Below are 24,417 nucleotides of genomic sequence, written 5' to 3'. Positions count from 1 at the left end.
GAGCCACCGACCGGCCGGTCGCGACCGGGCGCCCGTGTGGGTCAACTGTCACCAATGATCCCCTCTGACGACGTCGCCACGAGCAAGGCGATACAGCAGCGGACCGGCAAGACCTTCGCCGTCGCCACCCGCGTCCTCCCCAAGCGGGCCCGGCGGGCGACCTACGTCCTCTACGCGTTCTTCCGCGTCGCAGACGAGGTCGTCGACGACCCGCAGGGGGCGACGCCTACCGAGCAGCGCCGCGACCTCGCGCGCCTCCGCGCGGCCGCGCTCGGCAAGGCGGAGACGGACGACCCCGTGCTCCGCGCCTTCCGCGATCTCGTCGTCTCGTACGACATTTCCGAGTCGGAGATCGAAACGTTCCTTGACGCGATGGAAATGGACGTCGACACGCGACGCTACGACACCCACGAGGAGCTGGAGACCTACCTCCGCGGGTCGGCCGTCGCTGTCGGGAACATGATGCTCGCCGTGATGATGGAGACGTACGACATGGACGCGGAGACGGTCGATCGCGCTCGCCCGCACGCGAAGGCGCTCGGCGAGGCCTTCCAGCTCACGAACTTCCTGCGCGACGTCCGGGAGGACGTCAGGGACTACGATCGCATCTACCTCCCGCGAGCCACGCTGGAGCGCCATGGCGTCACCGAGGCGGAGATCCGCGCGTGCACCTTCTCGGAGCGCTTCGCCGCGGCGATGCGCGCGGAGCTCCGGCGCACTGAGCGGCTGTACCGCGAGGGGGTCGCGGGCATCCGCTACCTCCCGGAGCCGTGTCGCTTCGGAGTGCTGTGCGCCGCGGTGCTGTACGCCGACCACCACCGCCTCGTCCGCGAGCGCGGCTACGACACGCTCACCGCGCGCCCGACGCTGTCGACGCCGCGGCGCCTTTCGCTCACCGCGCGGACCTGGTACCACTGGAAGCGGATGGGCGACCCGCTGACGGCGTTCCACGCCGCGAGCGACGTGCCGGCGGTCAAGGGCGACCGGACGGAGCGCGCGCGGCGCGGCGACGGGGTGCGGACCCGGGCGCGCTCGGTCGCGGCCTCCCTCTCCTCCCTGCTGGGGGTGGGAGAGTGACGCGGTCGGTCACGGTCGTCGGCGGGGGCTTCGGCGGCCTTTCGACGGCGTGCTACCTCGCCGACGCCGGCTGGGACGTGACGGTCGTCGAGAAGAACCGACGGCTCGGCGGGCGCGCGAGCGTCCTCGAACGCGATGGCTTCCGCTTCGATATGGGACCGTCGTGGTACCTGATGCCCGATGTCTTCGAGCGCTTCTTCGGCTACTTCGGGAGCGAGCCGACGGACTACTACGATCTCACGCACCTCGACCCGCACTACCGGGTGTTCTTCAAGGGGGAGGGCGACGGCGCCGACCGCGTCGACCTCGACGGCGACGTCGAGCGGACGAAGGCGCTCTTCGAGTCGTACGAGGACGGCGCGGGCGAGGCCTTCGAGCGCTACCTTGCGACGTCCGAGGAGACCTACGAGGTGGGGATGGAGCACTTCGTCTACACGGACCGGCCGAACTTCCGGGACTACGTGGACTGGGACGTGATCCGGAACGCCCGCGGGCTCGGCCTCCTTGGGACGATGGACGAGCACGTCGCGGACTACTTCGAGCATCCCCGGCTCCGCCAGCTCGTCCAGCACACGCTCGTCTTCCTCGGCGGGTCGCCGTCGAACACGCCCGCGCTCTACAACCTCATGAGCCACGTCGACTTCAACCTCGGCGTCCACTACCCCGATGGCGGCATCGCGGCCGTCGTCAACGCCCTCGTCGCCCTCGGGGAGGACCTCGGCGTCACCTACCGGACGGGCGCCCCCGTCGCGGCGATCCGGGGCGAGCGCGGCGAGATGCGCGCCGAACTCGCGAACGGCGAGATCCTGCGCACGGATGCCGTCGTCTCGGACGCCGACTACGCGCACACGGAGCGTGAACTCCTCGACGCCGACGACCGCCAGTACGACGCCGACTACTGGGAGTCCCGAACGTACGCGCCCTCCGCGTACCTGCTCTACCTCGGCGTCGAGGGCGATCTCGACCCCCTCGCCCACCACACGCTCGTCCTCCCGGACGGCTGGGACGAGCACTTCGACGCGATCTTCGACGACCCAGCGTGGCCCGACGACCCCGCCTACTACCTCTGCGCGCCCTCAGAGACGGACGACGCCGTCGCGCCCGACGGCCACAGCGCCCTGTTCGCGCTCGTCCCCATCGCGCCCGGGTTGGACGACGGCGACGCGATCCGCGCCGAGTACCGCGACTTGCTCCTCGACGATGTCGGGACCCACACCGGCCTCGACCTCCGCGAGCGGATCGTCGTCGAGGAGGACTTCTGCGTCTCCGACTTCGCCGCCAGGTACAACGCCGCTGAGGGGAGCGCGCTCGGCTTCGCCCACACCCTCCGGCAGACCGGACCGCTGCGCCCCGACCACCGATCCTCGGCGCTCGACGGCCTCTACTTCACCGGCGGGTACACCCGGCCCGGCATCGGCGTCCCAATGTGCCTCATCAGCGGCGAGCACGCCGCGAACGCCGTCCTGGAGGATTTCTCGCGCGTCGACGCATGAGCAGGCTCGCCCGCGCGCTCCGGCGCTCGCGCCCGCGCTTCTGGCTCTACCTCGCCGGCCCAGCGCTCGTCGGCGTCGCCTACGCCGCCGACGGAGTCGGGGACCTGCTCTCGCTCCCGGTCCTCGCCCTCGTCGCCTACTTCCTCGTCCCCGCGAACGTCTACCTCTACGGCGTCAACGACGTCTACGACGCCAAGGCGGACGCGGAGAATCCGAAGAAATCGGAGCGGGAAGTGCGCTATCGCGGCGAGCGCGGCGTCGTCGCGCTGGTCGCGCTCTCGGGCCTCCTCGGCCTCGCGCTCGCCGCGTGGCTCCCCGGGGCCGCCCCGTGGATCCTCGGCTTCCTCGTCCTCGGGTGGGCGTACAGCGCCCCGCCGCGCCTGAAGACGAAGCCGCCGCTCGACTCGCTCTCGAACGGCCTCTACGTCCTCCCGGGCGTCGCGGCGTACGCCGCGGTCGCGGGGTCGCTCCCGCCGCTCCTCGCCGTCCTCGGGGGCTGGGTGTGGACGATGGCGATGCACACGTTCTCCGCGATCCCGGACGTCGAACCCGACCGGCGCGCGGGCCTGCGCACCACCGCGACGGTCCTCGGCGCGCGCCGCGCGCTGGCCTACTGCGGGGCGTGCTGGCTCCTCGCCGCGGGCGCCTTCGCGCTCCTCGATCCCCGTGCGGGCCTGCTGTTCGCGCTCTACCCTGCCCTCGCGCTCGCGCTCGACCTGCGGGGCGTCGACCTCTCGCGGGCCTACTGGTGGTTTCCCGCGCTCAACACCGCCGTTGGCGCGGTCTTCACCTGTGCCGGTCTCTGGGGGGTCCTACGTGGCTGACGCTCGCCGCACCGCCGCGCAGGCGCGCCTCGAGACCGTCGTCGCTGAGAACCGCTTCGGCATCGCGGTGCTGGCGCCGCTGATTGGCGCGGCCTCGCTCCTTGCCGGGGCGCGCGGTTTCCTCCCCGCGTGGCTCGCGTTCAGCCCCGCGCTCCTCGTCTTCGGGACCGCGATGCTCCGCTTCCCGCTCGCCGCCGCGATCGGCCCCGAACTCGATCGGCGCGCGCTCGCGGTGCTCGCCGCGCTCTGCGGCTACACGTACCTGATCGAGCACGTCGGCGTGACGACCGGGTGGCCCTACGGCGCGTTCAGCTACGGCGTCGAACTCGGGCCGATGGTCGCGGGCGTGCCGCTCGCGCTCCCGCTGTTCTTCCTCCCGCTCGTCCTGAACGCCTACTTCCTCGCGCTGGCGCTCCTTGGCGAGCGGGCGCGCGCCCCTCACCTGCGCCTCCCCGCCGCCGTCGGCCTTGTCCTCCTCGTCGACTGCGTGCTCGACCCGGGCGCCGTCGCGCTCGGCTTCTGGTCGTACGCCGACGGCGGTCTCTACTACGGCATCCCGCTCTCGAACTACCTCGGGTGGGCGCTCTCGGGGAGCGTCGCGGTCGTCACCCTCGACGTCGCCTTCGACCACCGGGCGCTGCGCGCACGCCTCGACGCCTGCTCGTTTGCCCTCGACGACCTCGTGAGCTTCGTCGTCCTCTGGGGGCTGGTGAACCTCGCGTACGCAAACTGGGTGCCCGTGCTCTGCACCGCCGCGCTCGTCTGTGGCCTCCTCGCCACCGACCGCTTCGACCTCGCGCTCGCCCGCGGCGACGGCGAGGGCGGCGTGCGCGAGTGGGGGTGACGGGCTACTCGTCGACGTCGGTCTTCACGACGACCGCCAGGCGCGCCGTCAGGCGGAGCACCTGATCGGTGACGTTCCCGAGGAGCGCGCGGTACTCCTCGGAGCGACGCCGCGTCCCGAGGACGAGTAGGTCGGCGTCCACCTCCTCCGCATAGGTGACGACCGTCTCCGCGGGGTCGCCACGCCGGAGTTCGCCGGTGACGTCGACGCTCGCACCGCCTCGCCCGCCTCCTTGAGGCCGTGCTTCGGGCCCTCGGCCTCGTCGACGTACTCGTCGCCGCTGTACGCCTCGTACACCGATTCGTCCACGACGTAGAGAGCGCGTAGCTCGCCGCCGTGCGCGGCCGCGAGTTCAACGGCGCGCTCCTCAGTCGCCTGCGCGAGTCGGTCGGCGACGAGACGTCGCTCATCGGCTTCGCGGGTGGCCCGTTCACGCTCGCCTCCTACATCATCGCCAGCGGCTCCTCGCGCCACGACGAGATCCGGCAGTTCCGCGCGCGCCATCCCGACGCGTTCGCGTCACTCCTCGACGTCATCGCGGATGCCGTCCTCGCCTCACTCCAGTACCAGATCGACCACGGCGCGGACGTCGTCCAACTCTTTGACACGTACGCCGGCGAACTCGCGCCCGCGGACTACCGGGAGTTCCTCCTGCCGCTCCATCGGTGGATCTGCACGGGCGTCGATGCGCCCGTCATCCTTTTCGTGCGCAACATGGCGGGCCGCCTCGACGCGCTCGCCGACGCCGACCCGGATGCGGTGAGCCCCGACTGGACCGTTGACACTCGGAGTGGGGCGGAAAGGCCAGTAGTCACGCTGCGTCGATGCTCGCCGGTGAGACAATCTAGATTGCGGTTGACCAGGAGGCCGACCGCCGTGGGAGCTACGGTCGCCTTCTCGTCTACGCCTACACGCCAAATGGGGCGAATTTCAACCGGCAGATGCTCGAAGATGGCTACGCCCGTTTCTACGACAGTTCGTTCTCGAATCGGAGCGACTTCGCCGACGCCGAGCAGCAGGCCCAACTACTCTCAATCGGCCTCTGGGACTTCGACGAAACAACCCAGTCCACGACGACGCGAGGGGAGAGCGATGATGTTCCGCCTCCGCCACCAGATGGTGACTATGACTGCTCGGACTTCGGCACGCAAGCCCAGGCCCAACAAGCCCTTGACCAGACTGCTGGTGATCCACACCGACTCGATGGCAACGGCGACAGCGAAGCCTGCGAATCACTCCCCTAACTCGGTTTCCTGCCGTCGATGCCTCTGCCAGGATAGAAAACTGTCTCAGATCGGTGAACATACAGTGAAAAGGCAACGCGTGTGTCTGAGGGTGTGAATTTGTGGCAGCGCGACGACTAGCTCCGACGGCCCACTCCTCATGGCGCGTCCGAATGCTTATCCGGTTGATTCACGAGGCGTCGAGACTGATGAAATTCTCGCCGCTGAGATGGTCATAGATCGGGAGTTTGTGGCTTCCTGGGGTGTGCGTCTCGTGGTAGCTGTAGCTCGGCCGAACGTCGAGGACGAACGTTTCGCTGGCTTGTCCCCATACTTCTATGGGAAGTTGTTATATTGCTCAATATAAACAATTCTACTTTGCTCGAAGTGATGAGCGCTTCACTGAAGATCAGGTACGAAACGAAGGCGGTCAGACGAGAAGTTGGATGTCGGCGTCAGCCATGTCTTGGATGGCTGTGGCGGCGCCAACACCAGTCGTGACGCCATCGTAGAAGTCGTCCTCGTCGTAGTCCATGAGGTCGATGGTCATCTGACACGCTTGGAATTCGACGCCCATGTCGAGCGAGGTGTCAATAAGCTCCTCGATGGTCGCGGTGTCGTTGTCCGCGATGCGCTTTTCCATCATCTTCGTCGTCATTCGATCCATTCCGGGAAGCGCGGCGACGGCGTTCGGAACGGGCATGTTCGGGTTGCCGACCGAACTGAGCTTGAGACTCTTCGAACGTTCCTCGTGGAGGATATCGAGTCCCCAGAAGGTGTGGAAAACGGTGACCTCATAGCCGAACGCCGCCGCGGTCGAGGCGAGGATGAGGGGTGGGTAGGCCATGTCGAGCGTCCCTTTGGTGGCGATGATGGACATCTTCGGCTGCCCGTCGCCTACCTCAGCCTTGAGGTCTGCAGTTGTCTCCTCTAACTCTTCGACTCGCGCTTCCAGCTCTGCGCGACTGGGGTCAGTCTCATCGTCGGGAGATGGTGTGCCAGTACTCATTGTTAGATCATTCCGTCTTCCGCACGTAGTGCGTGTAGACGTCCTCGCCGTCCGTCTGGTCAAGAAGTTCGACGCCGTCAGTCGTCTCGGCCCAGCCGCCGAGGTCACTCATGCTTCCGGGGTCGGTGGCGAGCACTTCGAGGATGTCGCCCTCGTCGAGGTTGTCGGTCGCTTGCTTCGTCTTGACGACGGGCATCGGGCAGTTCTGTCCTTTCACGTCGAGCGTCTCCGTGACTTCGTAGTCTACCATGATATTGGCCTCACCACCCAATATTGGGGCTGCGCTGAAAAGCATACCGGTAGTAGTTCGCCTATTGCACACTCTCAAACTCGCAGATAACCTATTACTGTCGTGTAAGCGCCTATAATGAGATTATAGCAAATAGAGTATTGTGTAGTAATTGTACTACTATGCAAAGTCTTATTTGCGGTCGGCCGATACAGAGGAGTGAGATGAGCGACAACGCATTCGTGACGACCGAAGCCGCAGTTGAGGAAGTCACGCCGGAGCGACTGAAGGAACGCATCGACGCCGGCAAGGATGTCTTCCTCCTCGACGTCCGCTCGGAGAGCGACCACGAGGAATGGCGTATCGACGGCGCGAGCGTCGAGAGCGTCAACTACCCCTACTTCGAATTGCTCGACGGCATTCCCGAAGAACTCCACGAGCGACTCCCCGACGATCAGCGGATCACGGTGCTCTGCGCGAAGGGCGGTTCCAGCGAGATGATCGCCAAAACGCTTGAAGACAACGGGTACAACGTCGAGCACCTCGAACGTGGTATGATGGGATGGGCGCGCATCTACGAGTGCGTCGAACTCGACACCGACGGTGATGCGACCATCGCGCAGTACCGGCGGCCGTCCTCGGGCTGTCTCGCATATCTCGTCGCGTCCGACGGTGAAGCCGCAGTTATCGACCCGCTGCGGGCGTTCACCGAGGAGTACGTGCACGACGCCCGCGCGCTCGGCGCCGACCTCACCTACGCCGTCGACACGCACGTCCACGCCGACCACATCTCCGGCATCCGAGCCCTCGCCGAGGAGGTCGACGCGACGGCCGTTCTTCCCGAAACGGCCGATGCTCGTGGCGTCGACTACAACCGTGAGTACGAGACGATCGCGGACGGCGAAACCCTCCATATCGGCGATGTCGACGTCGAGGCGATCCACACGCCTGGGCACACGACGGGGATGACGACCTACCGCATCGGGAACGTCCTCTTCACCGGTGACGGCCTCTTCACGGAGAGCGTCGCGCGTCCCGACCTCGAAGACCCCGAGGCCGCAAGGGACGCCGCACGCACTCTCTACGAGAGTCTGCAGGCCCTCATCGAGCGCTTCGACGACGACGCGGTCATCGCACCCGCCCACTACTCGGATGCCACGACACCGAACGACGACGACACCTACACTGCCGACCTCGGGACGCTCGTCGACACGATGGACGCCCTCACCATGGACCAAGAGACGTTCATCGACTACATCGTCACCGACATGCCACCGCGACCCGCGAATCACGAGAAGATCATCGCGACGAACCTCGGCCAGCAGGCGCCCGACGACGAGACAGCGTTCGAGCTCGAACTCGGGCCGAACAACTGCGCGGCGAGTGAAGACGCCATGACGAACTAATCATGGATGCGTTCACTCCACTTCTCGCGTCCGGGCTTGAGGGTCTCTTCCCGAGAGGAATCCTCCCCTATCTCGTGGGCGGATTGCTGGTTGGCCTCGGCGCCACCATCATCTACCTCTCGACGGGCATTATCGCGGGCGCGAGCACGTTCCTTGAGTCGACGCTCTCCTACGTCTCCGGCGTCGAACGCTTCAACCGTTACAAGTACGTCCAATCGCGTGACTGGCGTGTCGTCTTCACACTCGGCATTATCGCCGGCGCTGCCCTCTGGGGATTCGTCCTCGCGCCCGATCCCAGTGCGTGGACGACGGACGTCCAATGGTGGCGGCTCCTCGGTGGCGGCGTCCTCGTCGGAATCGGGACGCGCCTCGGAAAGGGTTGTACGAGCGGGCACGGCGTTTGTGGCGTCGGCTCGCTCTCCGAGACGTCGCTCGTGAACGTCGCGACGTTCATGGCGTTCGCGATCGGGACTGCACAGCTCGTCGCCGCCCTCGGGGTGAGTCCATGAGCGAGCGCGAGAGCGCGCTGTTCCTGCCCGCCATCTTCGTCGGTGGCCTCGTCTTCGGGCTCGGGCTCGCCATCAGCGGGATGGCCCGCCCCGAAGTCGTCTTAGACTTCCTCCAGTTCGAGGACTTCGGCCTCCTCTTCGTGATGGGCGGCGCTGCCGTCGTGACGGGACTCGCGTTCTTCCTCGCGACGACCTTCCTTGATCGCGCGCCACTGACCGCAACCGAGTACACGCGGCGCGTCAAAGAATTCGATCGGAACGTCGTCGTCGGCGGCGTGATCTTCGGTGTCGGCTGGGGCCTTTCCGGCATCTGCCCGGGCGCTGCCTACGCGAGTGTCGGTATCGGGAACTTCCCCATCCTCTGGGCGATCGCAGGGATGTTCATCGGTGCGTACGCGCAAGGCTACGTCCGCAGTCGCCTCGCGAACACCGTCAACTAATCATCCCATGTTTCAACACATCCACACCGCATCCCCACGCCAGCAGAATTGTGTAGTATTGGAACTACAAGAACAAACCCTGGTGGTCTGAGATGCTCGGTCTCGAAACCCTCAGCGGCCCCCTGCAGGCGGTGGGGACAGTCGGCGTCGTACTCGCCGAAGCGCTCGCCCTCTACGTCGGCTACGGAGCGCTAAGCCATCTCGCCCAGTCAACCATCCTCACCACTGTAAGAGGTGACTGACGATGGAGCTCTTGGGACTGAGTCTGCTGATGGTCGGCGTGTTCGTCGGGTTCGGCCTGCTGATCGGAACCCTCTTTGGGTTCTTTGGGATGGGCGGATCATTCCTCGTGACACCCGCACTGCTCGTACTCGGGTACCCATCGACAGTCGCCGTCGGCAGTGGGCTTGCGTTTGTCTTCGGGACGAGCGTCATCGGCGCATTGCGCCACCGCGACCACGGCCAAGTCGACTACAAACTCGCGGCCATTATGACTGCCGCGATGACCGCTGGCATCGAACTTGGGAAGAGCGTCGTATTCTTCCTTGAGGCGACCGGCATGGCCGACCTCGTTATCAACGTCTCGTACGTCGGCCTACTCGCACTCGTCGGCTTGTTCACGCTCCGCGACGCCTGGACGGACGAGAGCGACGACGAGAGCGGGGCCAGCCTTGACCTTGCCGAACGCGTCCAAGCAATCGAAATTCCGCCGATGGTCACCTTCCGTGGAGACGTCCGCGTCTCCGGCGTGATCGTCGCGGCAATCGGTCTCGTTATCGGCGTCCTCTCGGGCTTCCTCGGTGTCGGCGGCGGGTTCCTCCTGATGCCCGCCATGATGTACGGGCTCGGCATCCCGGCAGCCATTGCCGTCGGGACGGACATCCTCCAAATCACGATTTCCGGCGCCTTCGGCGCGTTCACCTACGCGCAGTCCGGAGCGGTCGCCCTGCCCGTTGTCGCGTTCCTGCTCGTTGGAAGCGCACTCGGCGCCCGCATCGGTGCGGGCGCCACGAACCTCGTCGACGAGGACGAGATCAAGGGCTACTTCGCCGCAATGTTGCTCGCCGGCAGTCTTGCCGTCGCGACAAACAAACTGGGGAACATCTACGGCATCGCGGCCCTCAACACCGTGAGCACGGTGCTCATCTTCGGAGCCGCGTTCCTCGTGAGCGGCGCCGTCGTTCTCGCTGCCGTCTGCCGCCTCCGCAGTAACGCATCCAGCACGTGGTGCCGGCTCACCACATCCTAACCCTCTATACCACGTTCTCAGCCACAGTGTAGCACTCGGAGCGTAGCAGTATCAGCTTGGCTTCGCGTCATCAGTCAACTCCCGATCGTGGGGTATGAGAACTGCCCCCGATATTTTTCACATCACGCGATAGATTCTGTAGTATGGTCGCTAATAACTCTGTGGCGCTCGTGACGGGTGGTGGATCTGGGATCGGTCGAGAGACCGCTCTTGAATTCGCTGCGGAAGGAGCACGCGTCGTCGTCGCGGATGTCGACGTCAAGGGAGGCGAGGGGACCATCGCCGACATCGAAGCCGACGGTGGCGATGCATTATTCGTGGAGACGGACGTCACTGACGCCGCGGAGACCGAGGCGATGGTTGAAGCCGCCGTTGAGGAGTATGGATCCCTTGACTATGCGTTCAACAATGCCGGTATCGGCGGTGACAGTGCGACGGTTGAGGAGTACGACGCCGAGAGCTGGGAGAGCGTCATCGACGTGAATCTCGTCGGCGTTTTTAAGTGTATGCAGGCGGAGATCGCGCAGATGAAACAACAGGACGCCGGTGGTGTCGTGGTTAACAACTCCTCAATCCTCGGGCAGGTCGGCTTCGCAACCTCCTCCGGATACGTCGCCGCGAAACATGGTGTCCTCGGACTGACGAAGACTGCTGCCCTCGAGAACGGCGAGACGGGTGTCCGCGTGAACGCCGTCTGTCCCGGTTTTATCGACACGCCACTCCTCCGCGAGGGCGGTATGGAAGAGGGCTCCGAGCTCCGCGAACAAATCGCAAATAAGCACGCGATGAACCGTCTCGGCACACCCGAGGAGGTCGCGAGCGCTGTCCTCTGGCTCTGTGACGACGACGCGTCCTTCGTTACTGGTGAGGCCCTCGGTGTTGATGGTGGCTACCTCGCACAATAGACACCTCGTCCCCTGACTGGTCGAATCGTCGGCATCACGCTGTTGTTGTACCGCTTCGCCGCTCGCTAAGGTGCGATATTCGCAGGTATCTATGACGCCCATAGGAGCAGCGAAATCAGGGTTTCGGCCTCACTGAGCACGGACAGGACTGATCAGCGCCGGCGTCACGTCGTGCATTACTGCCCGAATTGCTGATTCACCGATATGGTTAGGCGTACAGCCACTATCTCATGATATCCGAGTCCATCGCTCTGATTCATATGAGTACACGCGAACCAACTATTGACCCGCAGCAGTTCCTGACGAACCTCCGTGCCTTCCACTATCGGGAGGTGATGATGTCCCTCGCGACACTCGCTGTCCTCGCCGGTTCGATTCTGCTCTTCCCGGGTTGGGGGAACGTCACGAAGGGTGTACAGTCGACTGTGACGACCGAACTACTCGCTCTCTTCGTTGTCGTCGCCATCGTCGCCGGCGCGATCAAAGGCATGCTTGGCTTCGGTTACGCACTAATCACGACGCCAATCTTCGCCTCGGTCATTGACCCGACGCTCGCCGTCGTGGTGCTCGCAATTCCACCGTGGATGATCAATATGTTCCAAGTCGGCGAGACGAAGACCGGCGTCTCCTTCATCCGTGAGGAGTGGATTCTGGTCGCCTTGGCGATCATCGGCTCGGTCGTCGGTGTCTACTTCCTCGCACAGTACAACACCGGGCCGATCGTGCCGTTCCTCATCGGCCTCATCATTCTCGCCTACGTCGTCTTCCAGGTCGTGCAGAACTTCGTCACTATTGAGGAAGCACACCACCCGATCGCGCTCAGCACCGCTGGCTTCCTCGAAGGATTCTTGCTCGCGGCGTCGAACCTCGGCCCGCTCCTCCCGGCGTACTTCCACACGTTCGAGCGCGACACCGAACGGTACATCGGCGGGCTCTCGATGGTTCTCGGCATCATCTTCACGGTACGTCTCGTTCAGATGGCGCTGTTCACCGATCTTTTGACGACGTATCGGATCTGGTTGGGCTCGACGATCGCTGTCGTCACGATCGTCGGCCTCCTCCTCGGCACCTATCTGCGGCGCCTCGAGATTGACCAGCGGCGCTTCAACTGGTTCGTCATCACGCTCCTCTTCATCATCTCGCTCAACATCTTCCGTAACACCATCCCCGCGCTACTCTGAGCTACGGTGTGAGGTAGGCGTACCCATCACTTTGGAGGCGTGTGAGCTCTCCGACGCCGGACGGAACGAGCTCGACGCCGTCGATGAGGTCGGCCGCCGTGACGTCCGTCCCCTCGATGGTGTTCTGACACTGCTTGATTGTGACGCCGCGCTCGAGGAGGCGTTCGACTCGTGCTCGCTCCGGGGAGTCGGTCGTGACGAGTTGGAGGCCACCGCTGTTCGTGACGAGCGCGACGTCGTCGAGGTCGATAGTTTCGTCCTCGAGGAGATTCATGACGTTGTTAACGACCCGAGCGTGCAGTTCGGCATCGTTGTTCGAGTGGTGGAAGACGGCCTGCATACGTTCGTGTTTCGCCCGAGTTCGCGATAAGGACTGGGGGTCGAGTGCCGTCGAAAGACCGAGATCGCCTACTCGTCCTTTCGGAGGCGCTCGTCGAGGAGTTCGCCGCGCGTATGCCACGTCCGAGGGCGACACGCGATGATGAGTGTGCTGACGAAGAACGCGGCGACGAGACCGATGACGACGAGCCCCGGAATCATCCCGATGGCTGCGGTCTGGAGCCACGACTCGGGAGAGAAGGCGGTGATACGGACGAGCCACGCGACGAGGAGGATTGCGAAGAGTGGGAGGTAAATCCGCCGTAAGCGGTGTGCGATAGCCTCTTCGGCGGTGATCTTGACCGCGGGTTCGCGGTAGTCGTCGCCGAGTCGCTTGCGCCACTCTGGGTCGACGACGTCCGTTTCGGGGTTGAGGCCGACCGACCAGACGTTCTCCTGGAGGGTTCGGACGCGCGAGCGCCAGATGTCGTAGCCCCGGTAGCGTCGCGCCTCGATCGTGAGAAAGACGCCCAGCATCGCAATGCCGATGAGGATGATGTAGTGTGGGTTGTTGGGACTGGAGAACGCCCACGTAAGAATGGCAGCCATAACAATAACTGCCCAGTTGGTGGTTTTGTCGAGGCGTTCGCGCCAGTACTTCATCCGGTGGATCTCGCCCCGGTAGAGGTGCGCCATCGCGCCGCTCGGCCCCATCTCCTCATCCAAGAGTCCCCTCCCGACGTCGCGATCCGCCTCGTCAGTCGTGTCCTCGGTCATTGTCGTCCCATTTTGAGTCGGCCGGCGATGTGTGGTGCGTTCGTAGGATAGGGGGAGTGTTGCGTCATCTTCACTCTCTAGTGTAGTAGCTAATGCACATTGCCAGCCATATGATTTGCCGGTTGTGCCCGATCCGTAGTGATACATGGACACGACAGCTCTGTGATCGCCGTCCCATTCCTCTTTCAACCGCAGTGTAGTGCAGGTATGTGCAGCCGTGTCCTCGCTCCAGTATTGTATCATACACGCAAACACTTTTGCGTGTGTAGGCCGTAATATGAGCAACCAATGGCTGATTCAATGAGTGAGATGCTCCGGCAGGATATGGAGTGTGAGGGGCTGCTGGAGTGCTTTCACGATCTGAAGGCGCTCGACAAAGAAATATTCCAGATGCTCTGCGACAGCGCGGAACCGCTGACGGTCGACGAGGTTGCCGAGCGAGTTGACCGGGAGCGCTCGACCGCATATCGTTCAGTTCAGCGCCTCTTGCAAGCCGGATTCATCCAGAAAGAGCAGGTGAACTACGATCAGGGCGGCTATTACCACGTTTACAAACCTCGTGATGGCGAGGAGATCGCCCAAGACATGCAGCGCACGCTCAACGACTGGTACGCGAAAATGGGCCAGCTCATCGACGAGTTTGACGAGAAATACAGCGAGCAGCGCCAGCGCGCGCCCGCAGAGAGCTGATCGATCTAAACGTACTGAGTCGACTGCTACTAACCTCATACTTGAATATATCTCTCTGAATTGCAGGGCTGTATCCGACTAGCTATCAACTAGCGAGTTTCTTCAGCCGTAGCAATCCCAGAAGCCGTCTTGCTGGGCAGTATATTTATCCCTCTGTATTGTGTAGTAATGTGTGGGATGAGCAATACTGTTATTGCCCCATCAGAGGTTGCCCGACGTGTGGAGGAGGACGACACAGAGGACCTTTTCGTCCTCGACGTCCGGAACGAAGACGCTTACGAGGAGTGGCGTATTCCGACGAGTACGAACCTCCCGATCTACGATGAACTGTTGGATCACGACTTCTCGACGCTCGCGGACCACCTTGAGGATCTTCCCGAGAGGCAGGAAATCGCCGTCGTCTGTGTCGGCGGTCTCACATCCGCGCGCGCCGCTGAGTTCCTTCGGGAGGAGGGCTTCGACGCGAAGTCAGTCGACGACGGAATGAACGGATGGGGACGGGTGCACCGCGAGTACGACGGCGCCGCTGACGACGTCATTCAAATTGTCCGTCCTGGAACCGGGTGCGTCTCGTACATCGTCCACGACGACGGCGAGGCAGTCGTCGTCGACCCCTCACAGTACATCAATCAGTATCTCGACGTCGTAGACGCACGCGGCTTAAAAGTTGTCGGTGTCGCAGATACGCACGCACACGCCGACCACATCTCGGGTGCGCGTCGACTCGCCGGTGAACTTAACGTCCCCTACTACCTCCACGATGAGGACGCAGGCGACCTCAACGAGGTGACCGAACTCGAGGGCGGGGACGCCATCGCCATCGGCGAGCGCGAACTCGATGTTCACCACACTCCAGGACATACGCCCGGGAGTATCTCCTTCGCCTTCGGTGATGCACTTCTCTCGGGGGATACGCTCTTCCTGCGGAGCGTCGGCCGTCCCGACCTTGAGGACTCCACGGAGGCCGCCATCCGTACTGCCGCGAGCGAACTCTTCGACAGTCTTGATCGACTCACCGACCTCGACGAGACAACTATCGTTCTTCCGGGGCACTTCAGCGACGAGTCCACCCGTCCGATCGCTACTGAACTCGGCGAACTTCGGGCTGAGACGACGAACGAACTTTTGAGTTTCGTCGCCGACGACGATGAGGAAGCGTTCGTCGAAACGATCGTTGAGAGCCTCTCCGAGGAGCCCGCGAACTACAACGAGATTAAGCAGATCAACTGGGGAAAGGAACAGCCAGGGGGCGACGCTGAAGCCCTCGAACTCGGCCCGAATAACTGCGCTGCAAACTGAACGCAGGCGAACACGCATAGTATTGTCTATCTTTCTTCAGGGGAGAGAATCCCGCCGTTTACGTCGTTGACGAGACGCTTCGCGTCTCGTTCGCACACCAGAACACTCCGCGTTCTGGGGACGGGAGTGAATCCGACAACGCCTCCACGAACCACGCATCAGCTTCCTACGGATATTAAGTAGCATCGTGTCGTAGTATGACGTACACCGAGGCGGCATGACCGCCCACCTAATCGGACAATATCGGGGACTCCGAGGCTCAGAATGTTCGAGACACACTCTCGAACCGCTGTGGTGTCTCGGTTAAGATAACTTCGAATCCCCCTGCCGGGGATAGGAGTAACGGCGGTGTGGTGGTTCGAGAGATCTTTGATCTCTCGGCATCACCAGAAGTCTCCGGCTTCTGGTTAGCAGTCAGAATGCTTCGCGTTCTGACGACATCACGAAAGACGCTCGCGTCTTTCGAACGACCCCGCCATCGGCCTGTCATACCGACAGGTCGTAAACCAGCAAATATCCCAAATCAGCGGTGCGGTACCGTGGGAAGCCTCGCCGTTCACGGCGAGGAGGAGGTCACATTAGGAATAACTGGCTCTGTTGAAATCCTCAAAGAGTTACATGTTCACCGTGTAATCCTACGGGATGAAGGCCCTCCCGAAGTCGAAGATTCTCCGGTTTACTGAGAAGGCAATCCATCTGGCACGCCGAGCGGTCTCTCGATACTCCTCGAAGTTTTCCAAACACCGCTACACACTTCCGCAGCACGTTGTTATGCTCTGTCTCAAGGTTCGAAAGAACACGACCTATCGTGGTCTGCTTGATGAACTGATCGAGATGCCGCGAATTCGTCACGCCCTCGGATTGGCTGAACTTCCTACGCCGTCAACGCTCTGTAAGGCGTTCAATCGGCTTGATATGGCTGTATGGCGTGTCATATTGACACTCTCAGCGACGCCACTTCCGACAAGCGGTGTTGTTGGAGTTGATGCGTCAGGGTTTGACCGTAGTCACACCTCGAAACACTACACGAAACGAGCCGAACTCACGATTCAGCAGCTCAAAGTGACGTTGCTGGTTGATGCGAAGGTAAACGCGATTCTCGATTTACACGTGACGACGACTCGGAAACACGATAGCAAGATCGCTCCATCGTTGATCAAGCGCAATTGCGAGGATATTGACATTCTGCTCGGTGACAAGAGCTACGACGACCAGAAAATCAGGCGACTTGCCCGGCAACACGAGGTTCGGCCACTGATTAAGCATCGTGAATTCACGCCACTCCACCGGGAATGGAATGCGCGCTTAGATACTGATCTCTACGGCCAGCGGAGTCAATTAGAGACGGTTAACTCAACGCTCAAGCGGAAGTACGGTGCGTTCGTCCGCTCACGACGTTGGTGGAAGCAGTTCCGTGAACTCACCATCACCTGTCTCAGTCACAATATCGACCGATCACTCTGAACGGTCAATACAGGGCAAACAGCTACGACTCGGTTTGATTACTGTCGCTTGACGACGACTGTATCTGCGACGAGGTCACCGACCCGTTGGTTATCATCCGTAAGCAGTATCAACACCATTGCGACGAGGTTCAACGTCGGGAGTGCGTCAACGATCCACAACAGGTTCCGCAGGACTGACGCCCCAATTGTACAGTTTGAGCCGTCGGACTTGATAACGACGAGTCCAAGCAGATATTTCCCCGGCGTGTAGCCGTACAGTCCCTCAAGTAGAAACCCGTAAACCAATGTTGCGACCAGTCCCGCGAACGCCAGCACGAGGAACCCGATGTCGCCGAGGGGCGTCCCGGCGAGTATAACGGCAACCCAGATTAGCCCCATGAGTATTGAGTCGATAAAGTATGCCCCCACTCGGTGCCAGATCACATCCCCGTTTGTCCCTCGTTGTGGTTTCGGATGCTTTTCCATAACTCACGTCTGTTATTCAAGAGTTATTAATCTTTGATTATTACTCTAAAGTAGAGTTGTCGAACAGTTCGCATCTCTCATCGACCAGCTGTTTCAGGTGAGAATTTGTCTGAAGAAGAGGATTTCAACAGAGCCGAATACCTCTGTATTCCGTCGGAACGTAGTCAGCCTTGCATGAGAACCGAGTATAGCACTGACCGCATTGACCCGACGACCGCCGCGCAGACGTATTGGGCATGCTTGACGACCTCAACGACACCGTGGACGTGCGCGACCTCCGCACACTCATTCCCGACTAAGGGCTGTTTACGAGTCTTCTGAGCCGTGATACAGTCTATACTACTTTGTTGAGGCTGTAGCAGGTGCTGGAGTTGGTAGAACTAGCTCATCCTCGCTTGGATTTCCCAGTATTACCGTCGATATATTTTTCACTTTGGCTGTTGACAGTGCTGGCGCTGTCGGTATCAGGCCTAGTTAGGGCCTCGGTGTAGCTAGGGCTACTCCAGCAGTCCGTCATGGCTGCGTACTTCGTTACCGATAGCCGCCATCAAGGGTGCAACCTCAACTGGCTGGACACCACTGCGATGGGGTTGCACCTCGCCTTGGCGAGAGAACCCCACTGAGCAATACATCACTCCGTGTTTCTACGCCTAAGCGTTGTGAGTAACCGCAGTCCAAACGGGTTTGAATACCATCTGTTAACAGGGCTGCAAACGTGGCTCATGATATGGCCTATGAGAATATTGATGCTGAGCTGATAAACGAGCTTCTCGGAGATGGCCGCGCAAGCCTCCGCAGTCTCGCCGAGGAACTCGACGTCTCCGTGACGACTATCTCAAATCACCTCCAGGAGCTTGAGGAAGAGGGCGTCATTACGGGCTACACGCCGATCGTCGATTACGATAAACTCGGCTATGACGTCACCGCTGTTCTCCAACTCAAAGCCGAGGGAGGTTCACTTCCCGACCTCGCCGAGCGACTTGGCGCACATGACCAGATGATCTCCGTCTACGAAGTGACGGGGAACTACGACATCATCGCCATCGGGAAATTCCACGACACGGACCACATGAATACGCTCATCAAGGAACTCCTCGGCGACGCCGACATCGCCGAGTCCGCGACCAGCGTCGTGCTCAATGCCACTGCCGAGAACGAACAATTCGATCTCAATACCGACTAGCACACATTTGAACTCCGTTGATTGACGAACAGAGGTACCTATTTTTGGATTTCCGCCTGTCCCAAGTAAAAACTCCCAACAAGTGGGAGAAAGGATATATACTATGCGTGTGTCAGGGATAGTAGAGCCAGCACGGATAGATACGGTGAGACTCCGGGAGTCAATTGACCATGCTAACTCCGGCCCGTGCCACACGTGTTACCCATAGTGGGTCGACCCTGCTTGTCGACCCACTCACCACTCCTCAAGAGACACCAGCGGGTTTATGAACTCCGTCTTTAACCCGATTGATCCGTAGATAGCGATTCTAGAATAGTGGCTCTGCTGAGACTCTATTGTTTCTATAATCCTATACTTAAAACAGCCGTTAGGTGTGTGCGTATTGAGCGGAAGATGCAGGTGGATGGTGGTTCCAATACCCACCTGCGAAATAGCGTGCTTCCTTCGTGGATTGCTGTAGAAGACTACTCCCCCCTATTGGATCGTCTCCCTGAGCAATCCAATTTGGATAGGTCCCTTATCTGGGTAAAAGTGCCCCTTCGTACACCAAGCAGTTTGTACCTAGTCTGTAGTTACGGTTCAGTCGCTCCCCTGTAGTTAGTGTCTAGGCCGGCACTTGACGACCAGCGGCACCATCCTTATTCGTTAATGTCAATTCCAATAGAGGCAGAATAGCGAGTGTATGCCGATAGGAGAATCAACAGATACCAATGAGATCCACATCATCGCACACGGTCGGACATTCAAAAAGTGAATTATATAATATACTATTTAATATTCGACTAAATTTCTATTAATTGCATAGATATAGGAGTCATAAGATTCTTAATTCATCTCTATCGACTTACAGGAGAATGCATCGAGAGGAGATCGGTAGACCCCACGATGCTATACAGACCACAGAACGGGCAGAGACAACCGACGAGGCCACCACTAACTGGAAACGGTGGGGTGGATTGCGGTGACGGATTCAGAATCAGCAACCACTGACACTAGCCAAAACGCCTCTCAACGCGGGCGAAATCCCCGGAATTTACTGCGACGCATCGGAAGCGCGCTTCTCCTATTCAGCCTCGTCGCTGTCGAACCCGTCGCGGCCCAACAGACAGCGGTCTGTAGCGCGGACAACCTCCCGAGCATGATTGAGGGATTCTTCCAGTTGACGACGGCGCTGGGCATCGTTGGGCTCGCCGTCGTCTGGCAGGCGAACTCCCTGATCGATATGTTCACGCTGAGCCCCGACCAGAAGAAGGGTCTAAAGCGCCACAAACGCTCGGCGCTCAAATCCGCCACCATCCTCGTCGTCCTCGGCCCGCTTTACACGGTCGCGGGGTCGATGATGAACCTGCCGCTCGCACAGTGTGTGAACCTCGTCCCCTGGTAGCTCAAATCTGTCCTCCACGTTGTTGTCCCCGTCACGCGCAGTCCCGATAGCGATTGCCGGCGTCCTCCTCCTCGTGACAGTCACCGGACTCGCCGCCGCGAACCACCCCCGCCCCGGCACGGAAGGGAACGGCCTCACAGAGAACGAGTCCGCGACCCTCTGGTCGCACGACGCCGACGACTACACGAACGACTCCACGTACTCTCAGCACTACGGCGAGCACCGCACCGCCCTCCAACAACTTGCGAACGGGACGGACATCACGTTCACGCGGCCGCCCAAGACGGCCGCGACGTGGACCAAGCACGACTTCCGCGATCTCCACGCTAGTGGTCCAGAGACGTCGCTTCACCCGGAGAACGCCGACCTTGAGGATGGTGCCCTCATCGCGGATGCTCACGCGACGATCTTCGCCGCCCAACCCACGACGCGAGCACACCTCGCATCCGGTGAGACACGCACGTATCTCGCACCGGACGGGACGCTTCGCGGCCTCGTCGACTACCGCGTTCGCTACCCGAGCACGAGTGCGGACTGGTCCCTTACCAAGCACCAAATCTCGCGCGTCTGGCTCACCCAGGACGGCGACACCATCGCCTCGAGTACCGGGACGCAGACGCCGACGCTGGACTACCAGCTCCAGAACGACCGCACGACGACATTGACGCTGCACGCGACGATCGAGGTTCGCATCGAGCAGACCACGACAGTGAACGGGAACACCGTGAGCACAACGACGGAGACTGACTCTATCACGGTTACCGACTCGCTCAGTGGGTCGGTGTATAATCTCGCGGCGTACCCCTACTACGCGACGTATCCGAATGGGGACGCGGGCGTCGCGATCCTCCAGTCGCGCCCGTGGCAGGGGTACACGCTCACCGAGACCGGGAGCGCTCGTGTGCGTGGTGTGTGGCGGTTCTACACCGCCCGCCACACCGGCTGGGACACGCTCGTCACGAGTACCCGCGACGGCGAGACACGCACCCAGTCGGACGCGATTCCCGTCTCCGTGCACGCGTATCCGTCGCGGATTGGGCCGGTCGCTGAACCCGTCCGAACCGGCCCAGAAATCGTCGAGACGTGGGGGATCAATCGGTCGTCGCCCGCTTCAACGCTCGGTGAGGACGTCCACACCGACGTCGTCAACGACACCTACACGACGACGTACGGGGTTGCTGTCCGCGCGGAGCAGGTTGACCGGCAGGCGCTGCACGTCGCGGGGATCGTTCGCGGCGTGAACGCGACCATCTTCCAGCCCCAGGCCGGGTCGACACGCCACCTCCGCGAGAGTTCCCTCACTGCGACCGTCCTCTCGCAGAATGTCTCGGCGGCCACAGTCCGTCTCGAACTACGCGACAACCAGACGGGTGCGCCAATCGACCTCTCGCAGGAGCAGCGTGGCCGGCCACTCGCTCAGTCACCGACCGGCTACATCGCCATCGGCGACCAGCACGTCGAAACGAATCGTTCGGGGGTTGCCGTCGTCACGCTCACGCAGCCCGGCATCTACACCGCCCAGTACCAGCCAGAGTCGTGGCTTGGAGCCAACCCCGCCTATGTGCGTACTCAGGCGAGCGTCCGCTGGCACCCGCTCGGCACGCTCTCGGGCTGGTTCAACCTCGTGTTCACAACCGGATGGAAACTCCTCCCGTTCGTCGTGATGTTCTACGCCGGCCAGCGTCTCCTCCGCATGTTCGGCCTTGATCGCTTCCAACACTATGACTGACACCTCACCATCCATCGACCGTCGTAGCGCCCTCCAAGCATTCGGCAGTCTCACCCTCGCCGCCCTCGCCGGCTGCACCAGCACCCAGACCTCCGAACCGTCGAGTTCCTCAACGACCACTCCTGTTGGACCATTTGCAAGCCTCAACGTCCAAGGGACGACTCTCGGCGTCGAACTCGAGAGTGACGCGGACGTCGAGCACGTGAACCTCGTCAAACCGAACGGCTCGCTCTTCGGGACACGCGACGTCGCGCAGGGCACGAGCCGCGTCTCCTTCGACCTCGGTACCACCTACACACCCGGCGACTACGAGCTCGTCGCCGTCAACGACGACCAGACCATCGGCACGACGACACGATCGCTCCGTCCCGACCTCCAAATTCTCGACATGGGCATCGGACGAAACCAGCCCGACAAAATGTGGAACGGGGCCTCTGGAGAGATTGCGGACGAGGCGTTTATTACCGTACAAAACCAGGGAAGTGGACCAATCGCGGTTACAAAGCTGCTCTTCATCGGTGACGTCCCTCTTCCGTCCACGAAACGCGGGACGAATTACGTGAACAACAGCGACGTGAGCGGGATCTACGACCTTGAGACGGATTCAACGACACCGAAGGTCGTTGTCCCACCTGGAGAACGGAGAACGGTCTATAGCTCAACTTCCCCGTTTGGGTTCGCTCCTGGTGGAGCCGTCACCTGTGCTGAACACGAACAGAGTGGATCGTTTGAGATCATCCGGCTGTGTTGAATCACTAGACGGCGTCGGGATAGGGCGCTAAATCAAAGGAGTTGAAGCGGGAGGCTGCGAGTGTCTATGACGCAAATCTTCCGCTTCACTGGGGAAGTTGTCCCGGTTGCTCAAAGAGTTACTGGCGATGGAGACGAATCCGCCGCCCCGGAAAGTGGCGGCGGATTCGCCGACTATGCACTCGTTTCCCTGCACTGTCTGCGGATTTACCTCGATACGTCCTACCGAATGACCATCGACTGCTCAAGGAGATGCCACAAATAACCGGGGAGATCGGCCTCGCTGAGGCCGATCTCCCCTCGCCCTCCACCTTGTGTAAGGCGTTCGACCGGATCAGTATGAGCGTCTGTCGAGTGCTGCTGCGCCAGTCGGCGCAGTTGCACGATCCCTCGAAGCACGGAGCCATTGACGCCACATTCTACGAACGCTCAGCTGCGAGCCGCCACTACTGCCAGCGAACGAGCTACCGCGTACAGAAGCTAAAAGTCACGAAACTCGTCGATACAGACTCTCAAGCCGTCCTCGACGTTCACTGCTCAACGACCCGTGAAGGAAGCGACGCAGACCTCGCTGAGCAGATCGCCCGCCGGATGCGGGCGATCTGCGGTCTCTCGCCGCCGATAAAGGATATGACAAACAGGCACTCCGCGAATCCCTTCGTGACCTCGGGATTCGCCCGCTCATCAAACATCGCATCTTCGCACCATACGACCACGCGCACAACGCCAGAATCGACGAACAGCGCTACAATCAGCGCTCTATGACCGAAACCGTGAACTCGGCTGTGAAGCGCTCGTTCGGCTTCGCCGTGCGAGCGCGTTCGTGGTTCCGTGAGTTCCGAGAAATCGCGCTGATGTGTGTCGTCTATAACATCAAGCGAGCTGTGAAACAGTGCATTCCACCGCCATATGGCGATTCAACACAGCCGATCATCCTCAAGACTAGTATCGGAGACTCTCTCACGGCCACGTACGACGTCACATACTCTGGGTCAGAGCAGGTTGCCAACTGCTCTATCAACATTAGCGAGAGGAACGATGGTTAGCCTAATTGACGTCGTTCTTCAGGGATTCAAGGACGCTGTCAACTGGTTCATCAGCCTGTTCATGCAAGGCCTCACGAACGGCTATCAGCAGCTCTCGATCCATATGTTTGGATCACCAACCCCGCAGACGGGTGGTCCATTCGTCTTCGGCCAACCTACGAACGCTCCCTGGCAGTCCATTCACCACACTCTAACCGGGGGTGAAATTATGATCATCTCGCTTCTCCTTCTCGTGATTTGTGTACAGGGAAGACATCTTATCCGGATTTTCAATATCGGGAGTACCTACGAGTCTCGACGAACACGCAAGACGGCGTGGGTCGGCGCGTTCCTGATTATCACGTGGTACTGGCTCAGTGTTCTCACGCTCTACTTAGTCAACGGATTCACAATCGCACTTCTCCCGAGCCTCCAGTCACTCGGTCAGGCAATGCTCAATCTCATCGGCTTCACTCTCCGAAATACTGGTCTCTCACTTGTGTTCGCGCTTCTCGGTGGGCTCTCGATGTGGGCGTTGGAGGCGCTCTACTATATTCGAGAAATCCTCCTCTACGTCTACATCTACGGAATGCCGATCGCGTTCGCGCTCGCCTACGGGAACATTCCCGTGCTCTCGGATGTTGCCATGGGGTTCAGCAAACGCTTCGTCCCACTCGCGATCCTCCCTCTCCCCGCTGCGGTCGTGTTCAAAGGCTACGACTTGCTCTACTCGCAGCACGCCCTCTCCCCAGGGAGTCCATTCTTGAAGTATCTCGTCGCTGTTTCGCTCCCGGTCGTCGCCTTGCTGGTGACGTGGAAGACGTTCCAGTACGCGACGCCACTCACTGCGAAGGTGATTGGCACGGCTACGCGGGGCGCCGCACTCGTCGGCGGTGTTGCTGCCGGCGCCTACGTTGGTGGGACGAGTGTCGCGACGACCGC

The 24,417-nt window shown here is 61.2% G+C and carries 25 protein-coding genes and 2 pseudogenes; 21 read left to right on the top strand and 6 right to left on the bottom strand.

Features of this window, described 5'->3' with window-relative positions:
* Positions 1–57 precede the first annotated feature (57 nt).
* Genes IEX84_RS13845 through cruF form a run of 4 tightly spaced genes read left to right on the top strand, consistent with a single transcriptional unit; the run spans position 58 to position 4,238 of the window.
* Positions 58–1,077: a phytoene/squalene synthase family protein gene (locus IEX84_RS13845; protein WP_199897062.1), complete on the top strand. Its 1,020-nt coding sequence runs from the start codon at positions 58–60 to the stop codon at positions 1,075–1,077.
* Positions 1,074–2,570, top strand: a complete 1,497-nt coding sequence (locus IEX84_RS13840) for a phytoene desaturase family protein (protein ID WP_188873145.1) — start codon at positions 1,074–1,076, stop codon at positions 2,568–2,570. Before IEX84_RS13845 ends, IEX84_RS13840 begins: the two co-directional genes overlap by 4 nt.
* On the top strand, positions 2,567–3,394 hold the full coding sequence (locus IEX84_RS13835; protein ID WP_049933885.1) for a prenyltransferase: 828 nt from the start codon (positions 2,567–2,569) through the stop codon (positions 3,392–3,394). The genes IEX84_RS13840 and IEX84_RS13835 overlap by 4 nt, the downstream gene beginning before the upstream one ends.
* Positions 3,387–4,238, top strand: coding sequence for a bisanhydrobacterioruberin hydratase (cruF, locus tag IEX84_RS13830; protein ID WP_188873144.1), 852 nt, complete (start codon positions 3,387–3,389; stop codon positions 4,236–4,238). The genes IEX84_RS13835 and cruF overlap by 8 nt, the downstream gene beginning before the upstream one ends.
* 4 nt (positions 4,239–4,242) lie before the next feature.
* Here the strand turns inward: cruF and IEX84_RS13825 are convergent.
* Positions 4,243–4,607 (bottom strand): annotated as a pseudogene (locus IEX84_RS13825) (universal stress protein); the annotation flags it as partial.
* On the opposite strand from IEX84_RS13825, the gene IEX84_RS14965 reads away from it, so the two are divergent.
* Positions 4,575–5,579 (top strand): uroporphyrinogen decarboxylase family protein, encoded by a 1,005-nt coding sequence (locus IEX84_RS14965; protein WP_229732387.1) that lies wholly within the window; start codon positions 4,575–4,577, stop codon positions 5,577–5,579. The pseudogene IEX84_RS13825 and the gene IEX84_RS14965 sit on opposite strands and share 33 nt — an antisense overlap.
* Positions 5,580–5,891: 312 nt before the next feature.
* On the opposite strand, the gene IEX84_RS13815 is transcribed toward IEX84_RS14965, so the two are convergent.
* Positions 5,892–6,470 (bottom strand): DsrE/DsrF/DrsH-like family protein, encoded by a 579-nt coding sequence (locus IEX84_RS13815; RefSeq protein ID WP_021780055.1) that lies wholly within the window; start codon positions 6,468–6,470, stop codon positions 5,892–5,894.
* Positions 6,471–6,477: 7 nt separating this feature from the next.
* Positions 6,478–6,720: a sulfurtransferase TusA family protein gene (locus tag IEX84_RS13810; protein WP_020220637.1), complete on the bottom strand. Its 243-nt coding sequence runs from the start codon at positions 6,718–6,720 to the stop codon at positions 6,478–6,480.
* Positions 6,721–6,923: 203 nt separating this feature from the next.
* Here IEX84_RS13810 and IEX84_RS13805 point away from each other — a divergent pair, with 203 nt between their 5' ends.
* The 7 genes from IEX84_RS13805 (at position 6,924) to IEX84_RS13775 (ending at position 12,389) form a co-directional block, all read left to right on the top strand.
* Positions 6,924–8,105, top strand: coding sequence for an MBL fold metallo-hydrolase (locus IEX84_RS13805; RefSeq protein ID WP_188873143.1), 1,182 nt, complete (start codon positions 6,924–6,926; stop codon positions 8,103–8,105).
* A 2-nt stretch (positions 8,106–8,107) separates the two neighbouring features.
* The gene (locus IEX84_RS13800; RefSeq protein WP_188873142.1) at positions 8,108–8,614 is read left to right on the top strand and encodes a YeeE/YedE family protein; all 507 of its coding nucleotides are present in this window, start codon (positions 8,108–8,110) and stop codon (positions 8,612–8,614) included.
* Complete coding sequence (locus IEX84_RS13795; protein ID WP_188873141.1) at positions 8,611–9,054, top strand: DUF6691 family protein; 444 nt, start codon at positions 8,611–8,613, stop codon at positions 9,052–9,054. Before IEX84_RS13800 ends, IEX84_RS13795 begins: the two co-directional genes overlap by 4 nt.
* Before the next feature lie 92 nt (positions 9,055–9,146).
* Positions 9,147–9,296, top strand: a complete 150-nt coding sequence (locus IEX84_RS13790; protein ID WP_020220634.1) for a DUF7512 family protein — start codon at positions 9,147–9,149, stop codon at positions 9,294–9,296.
* A gap of 2 nt (positions 9,297–9,298) precedes the next feature.
* Entirely contained in the window at positions 9,299–10,303 is a 1,005-nt protein-coding gene (locus IEX84_RS13785) for a sulfite exporter TauE/SafE family protein (RefSeq protein ID WP_188873140.1), read from the top strand.
* A gap of 143 nt (positions 10,304–10,446) precedes the next feature.
* The gene (locus IEX84_RS13780) at positions 10,447–11,208 is read left to right on the top strand and encodes an SDR family oxidoreductase (protein WP_188873139.1); all 762 of its coding nucleotides are present in this window, start codon (positions 10,447–10,449) and stop codon (positions 11,206–11,208) included.
* Positions 11,209–11,468: 260 nt separating this feature from the next.
* The gene (locus tag IEX84_RS13775) at positions 11,469–12,389 is read left to right on the top strand and encodes a sulfite exporter TauE/SafE family protein (protein ID WP_188873152.1); all 921 of its coding nucleotides are present in this window, start codon (positions 11,469–11,471) and stop codon (positions 12,387–12,389) included.
* A 1-nt stretch (position 12,390) separates the two neighbouring features.
* On the opposite strand, the gene IEX84_RS13770 is transcribed toward IEX84_RS13775, so the two are convergent.
* Complete coding sequence (locus IEX84_RS13770; protein WP_188873138.1) at positions 12,391–12,729, bottom strand: DsrE family protein; 339 nt, start codon at positions 12,727–12,729, stop codon at positions 12,391–12,393.
* Positions 12,730–12,797: 68 nt separating this feature from the next.
* On the bottom strand, positions 12,798–13,484 hold the full coding sequence (locus IEX84_RS13765) for a DUF2270 domain-containing protein (protein WP_188873137.1): 687 nt from the start codon (positions 13,482–13,484) through the stop codon (positions 12,798–12,800).
* Between the two features lie 288 nt (positions 13,485–13,772).
* On the opposite strand from IEX84_RS13765, the gene IEX84_RS13760 reads away from it, so the two are divergent.
* From IEX84_RS13760 to IEX84_RS13750, 3 genes are all read left to right on the top strand, one after another.
* Positions 13,773–14,174, top strand: coding sequence for a helix-turn-helix domain-containing protein (locus tag IEX84_RS13760; RefSeq protein WP_021780725.1), 402 nt, complete (start codon positions 13,773–13,775; stop codon positions 14,172–14,174).
* A 177-nt stretch (positions 14,175–14,351) separates the two neighbouring features.
* On the top strand, positions 14,352–15,473 hold the full coding sequence (locus tag IEX84_RS13755) for an MBL fold metallo-hydrolase (RefSeq protein WP_188873136.1): 1,122 nt from the start codon (positions 14,352–14,354) through the stop codon (positions 15,471–15,473).
* Positions 15,474–16,115: 642 nt separating this feature from the next.
* Positions 16,116–16,937 (top strand): IS5 family transposase, encoded by an 822-nt coding sequence (locus IEX84_RS13750; protein WP_188873135.1) that lies wholly within the window; start codon positions 16,116–16,118, stop codon positions 16,935–16,937.
* A 38-nt stretch (positions 16,938–16,975) separates the two neighbouring features.
* Here the strand turns inward: IEX84_RS13750 and IEX84_RS13745 are convergent, their stop codons facing one another.
* Positions 16,976–17,404, bottom strand: a complete 429-nt coding sequence (locus IEX84_RS13745) for an RDD family protein (RefSeq protein ID WP_188873134.1) — start codon at positions 17,402–17,404, stop codon at positions 16,976–16,978.
* 727 nt (positions 17,405–18,131) lie between these two features.
* On the opposite strand from IEX84_RS13745, the gene lrp reads away from it, so the two are divergent.
* From lrp to IEX84_RS13715, 6 genes and pseudogenes are all read left to right on the top strand, one after another.
* Positions 18,132–18,587, top strand: coding sequence for an HTH-type transcriptional regulator Lrp (gene lrp, locus IEX84_RS13740; protein WP_188873133.1), 456 nt, complete (start codon positions 18,132–18,134; stop codon positions 18,585–18,587).
* Positions 18,588–19,623: 1,036 nt separating this feature from the next.
* The gene (locus tag IEX84_RS14630) at positions 19,624–19,971 is read left to right on the top strand and encodes a hypothetical protein (protein ID WP_326837176.1); all 348 of its coding nucleotides are present in this window, start codon (positions 19,624–19,626) and stop codon (positions 19,969–19,971) included.
* A 73-nt stretch (positions 19,972–20,044) separates the two neighbouring features.
* Complete coding sequence (locus tag IEX84_RS13730; protein ID WP_188873131.1) at positions 20,045–21,700, top strand: hypothetical protein; 1,656 nt, start codon at positions 20,045–20,047, stop codon at positions 21,698–21,700.
* On the top strand, positions 21,693–22,451 hold the full coding sequence (locus tag IEX84_RS13725; RefSeq protein WP_188873130.1) for a hypothetical protein: 759 nt from the start codon (positions 21,693–21,695) through the stop codon (positions 22,449–22,451). The genes IEX84_RS13730 and IEX84_RS13725 overlap by 8 nt, the downstream gene beginning before the upstream one ends.
* Before the next feature lie 66 nt (positions 22,452–22,517).
* Positions 22,518–23,343 (top strand): annotated as a pseudogene (locus IEX84_RS13720) (IS5 family transposase); the annotation flags it as partial.
* 145 nt (positions 23,344–23,488) lie between these two features.
* Positions 23,489–24,417: hypothetical protein (locus IEX84_RS13715; RefSeq protein WP_188873129.1), on the top strand; the 929-nt coding region annotated here is incomplete at its 3' end.

It is taken from the genome of Halarchaeum rubridurum, assembly GCF_014647115.1.
Lineage (GTDB): Archaea > Halobacteriota > Halobacteria > Halobacteriales > Halobacteriaceae > Halarchaeum > Halarchaeum rubridurum.
Note: the sequence above shows the minus strand (reverse complement) of the source record. Positions and strands in the feature narration are given on the sequence as shown.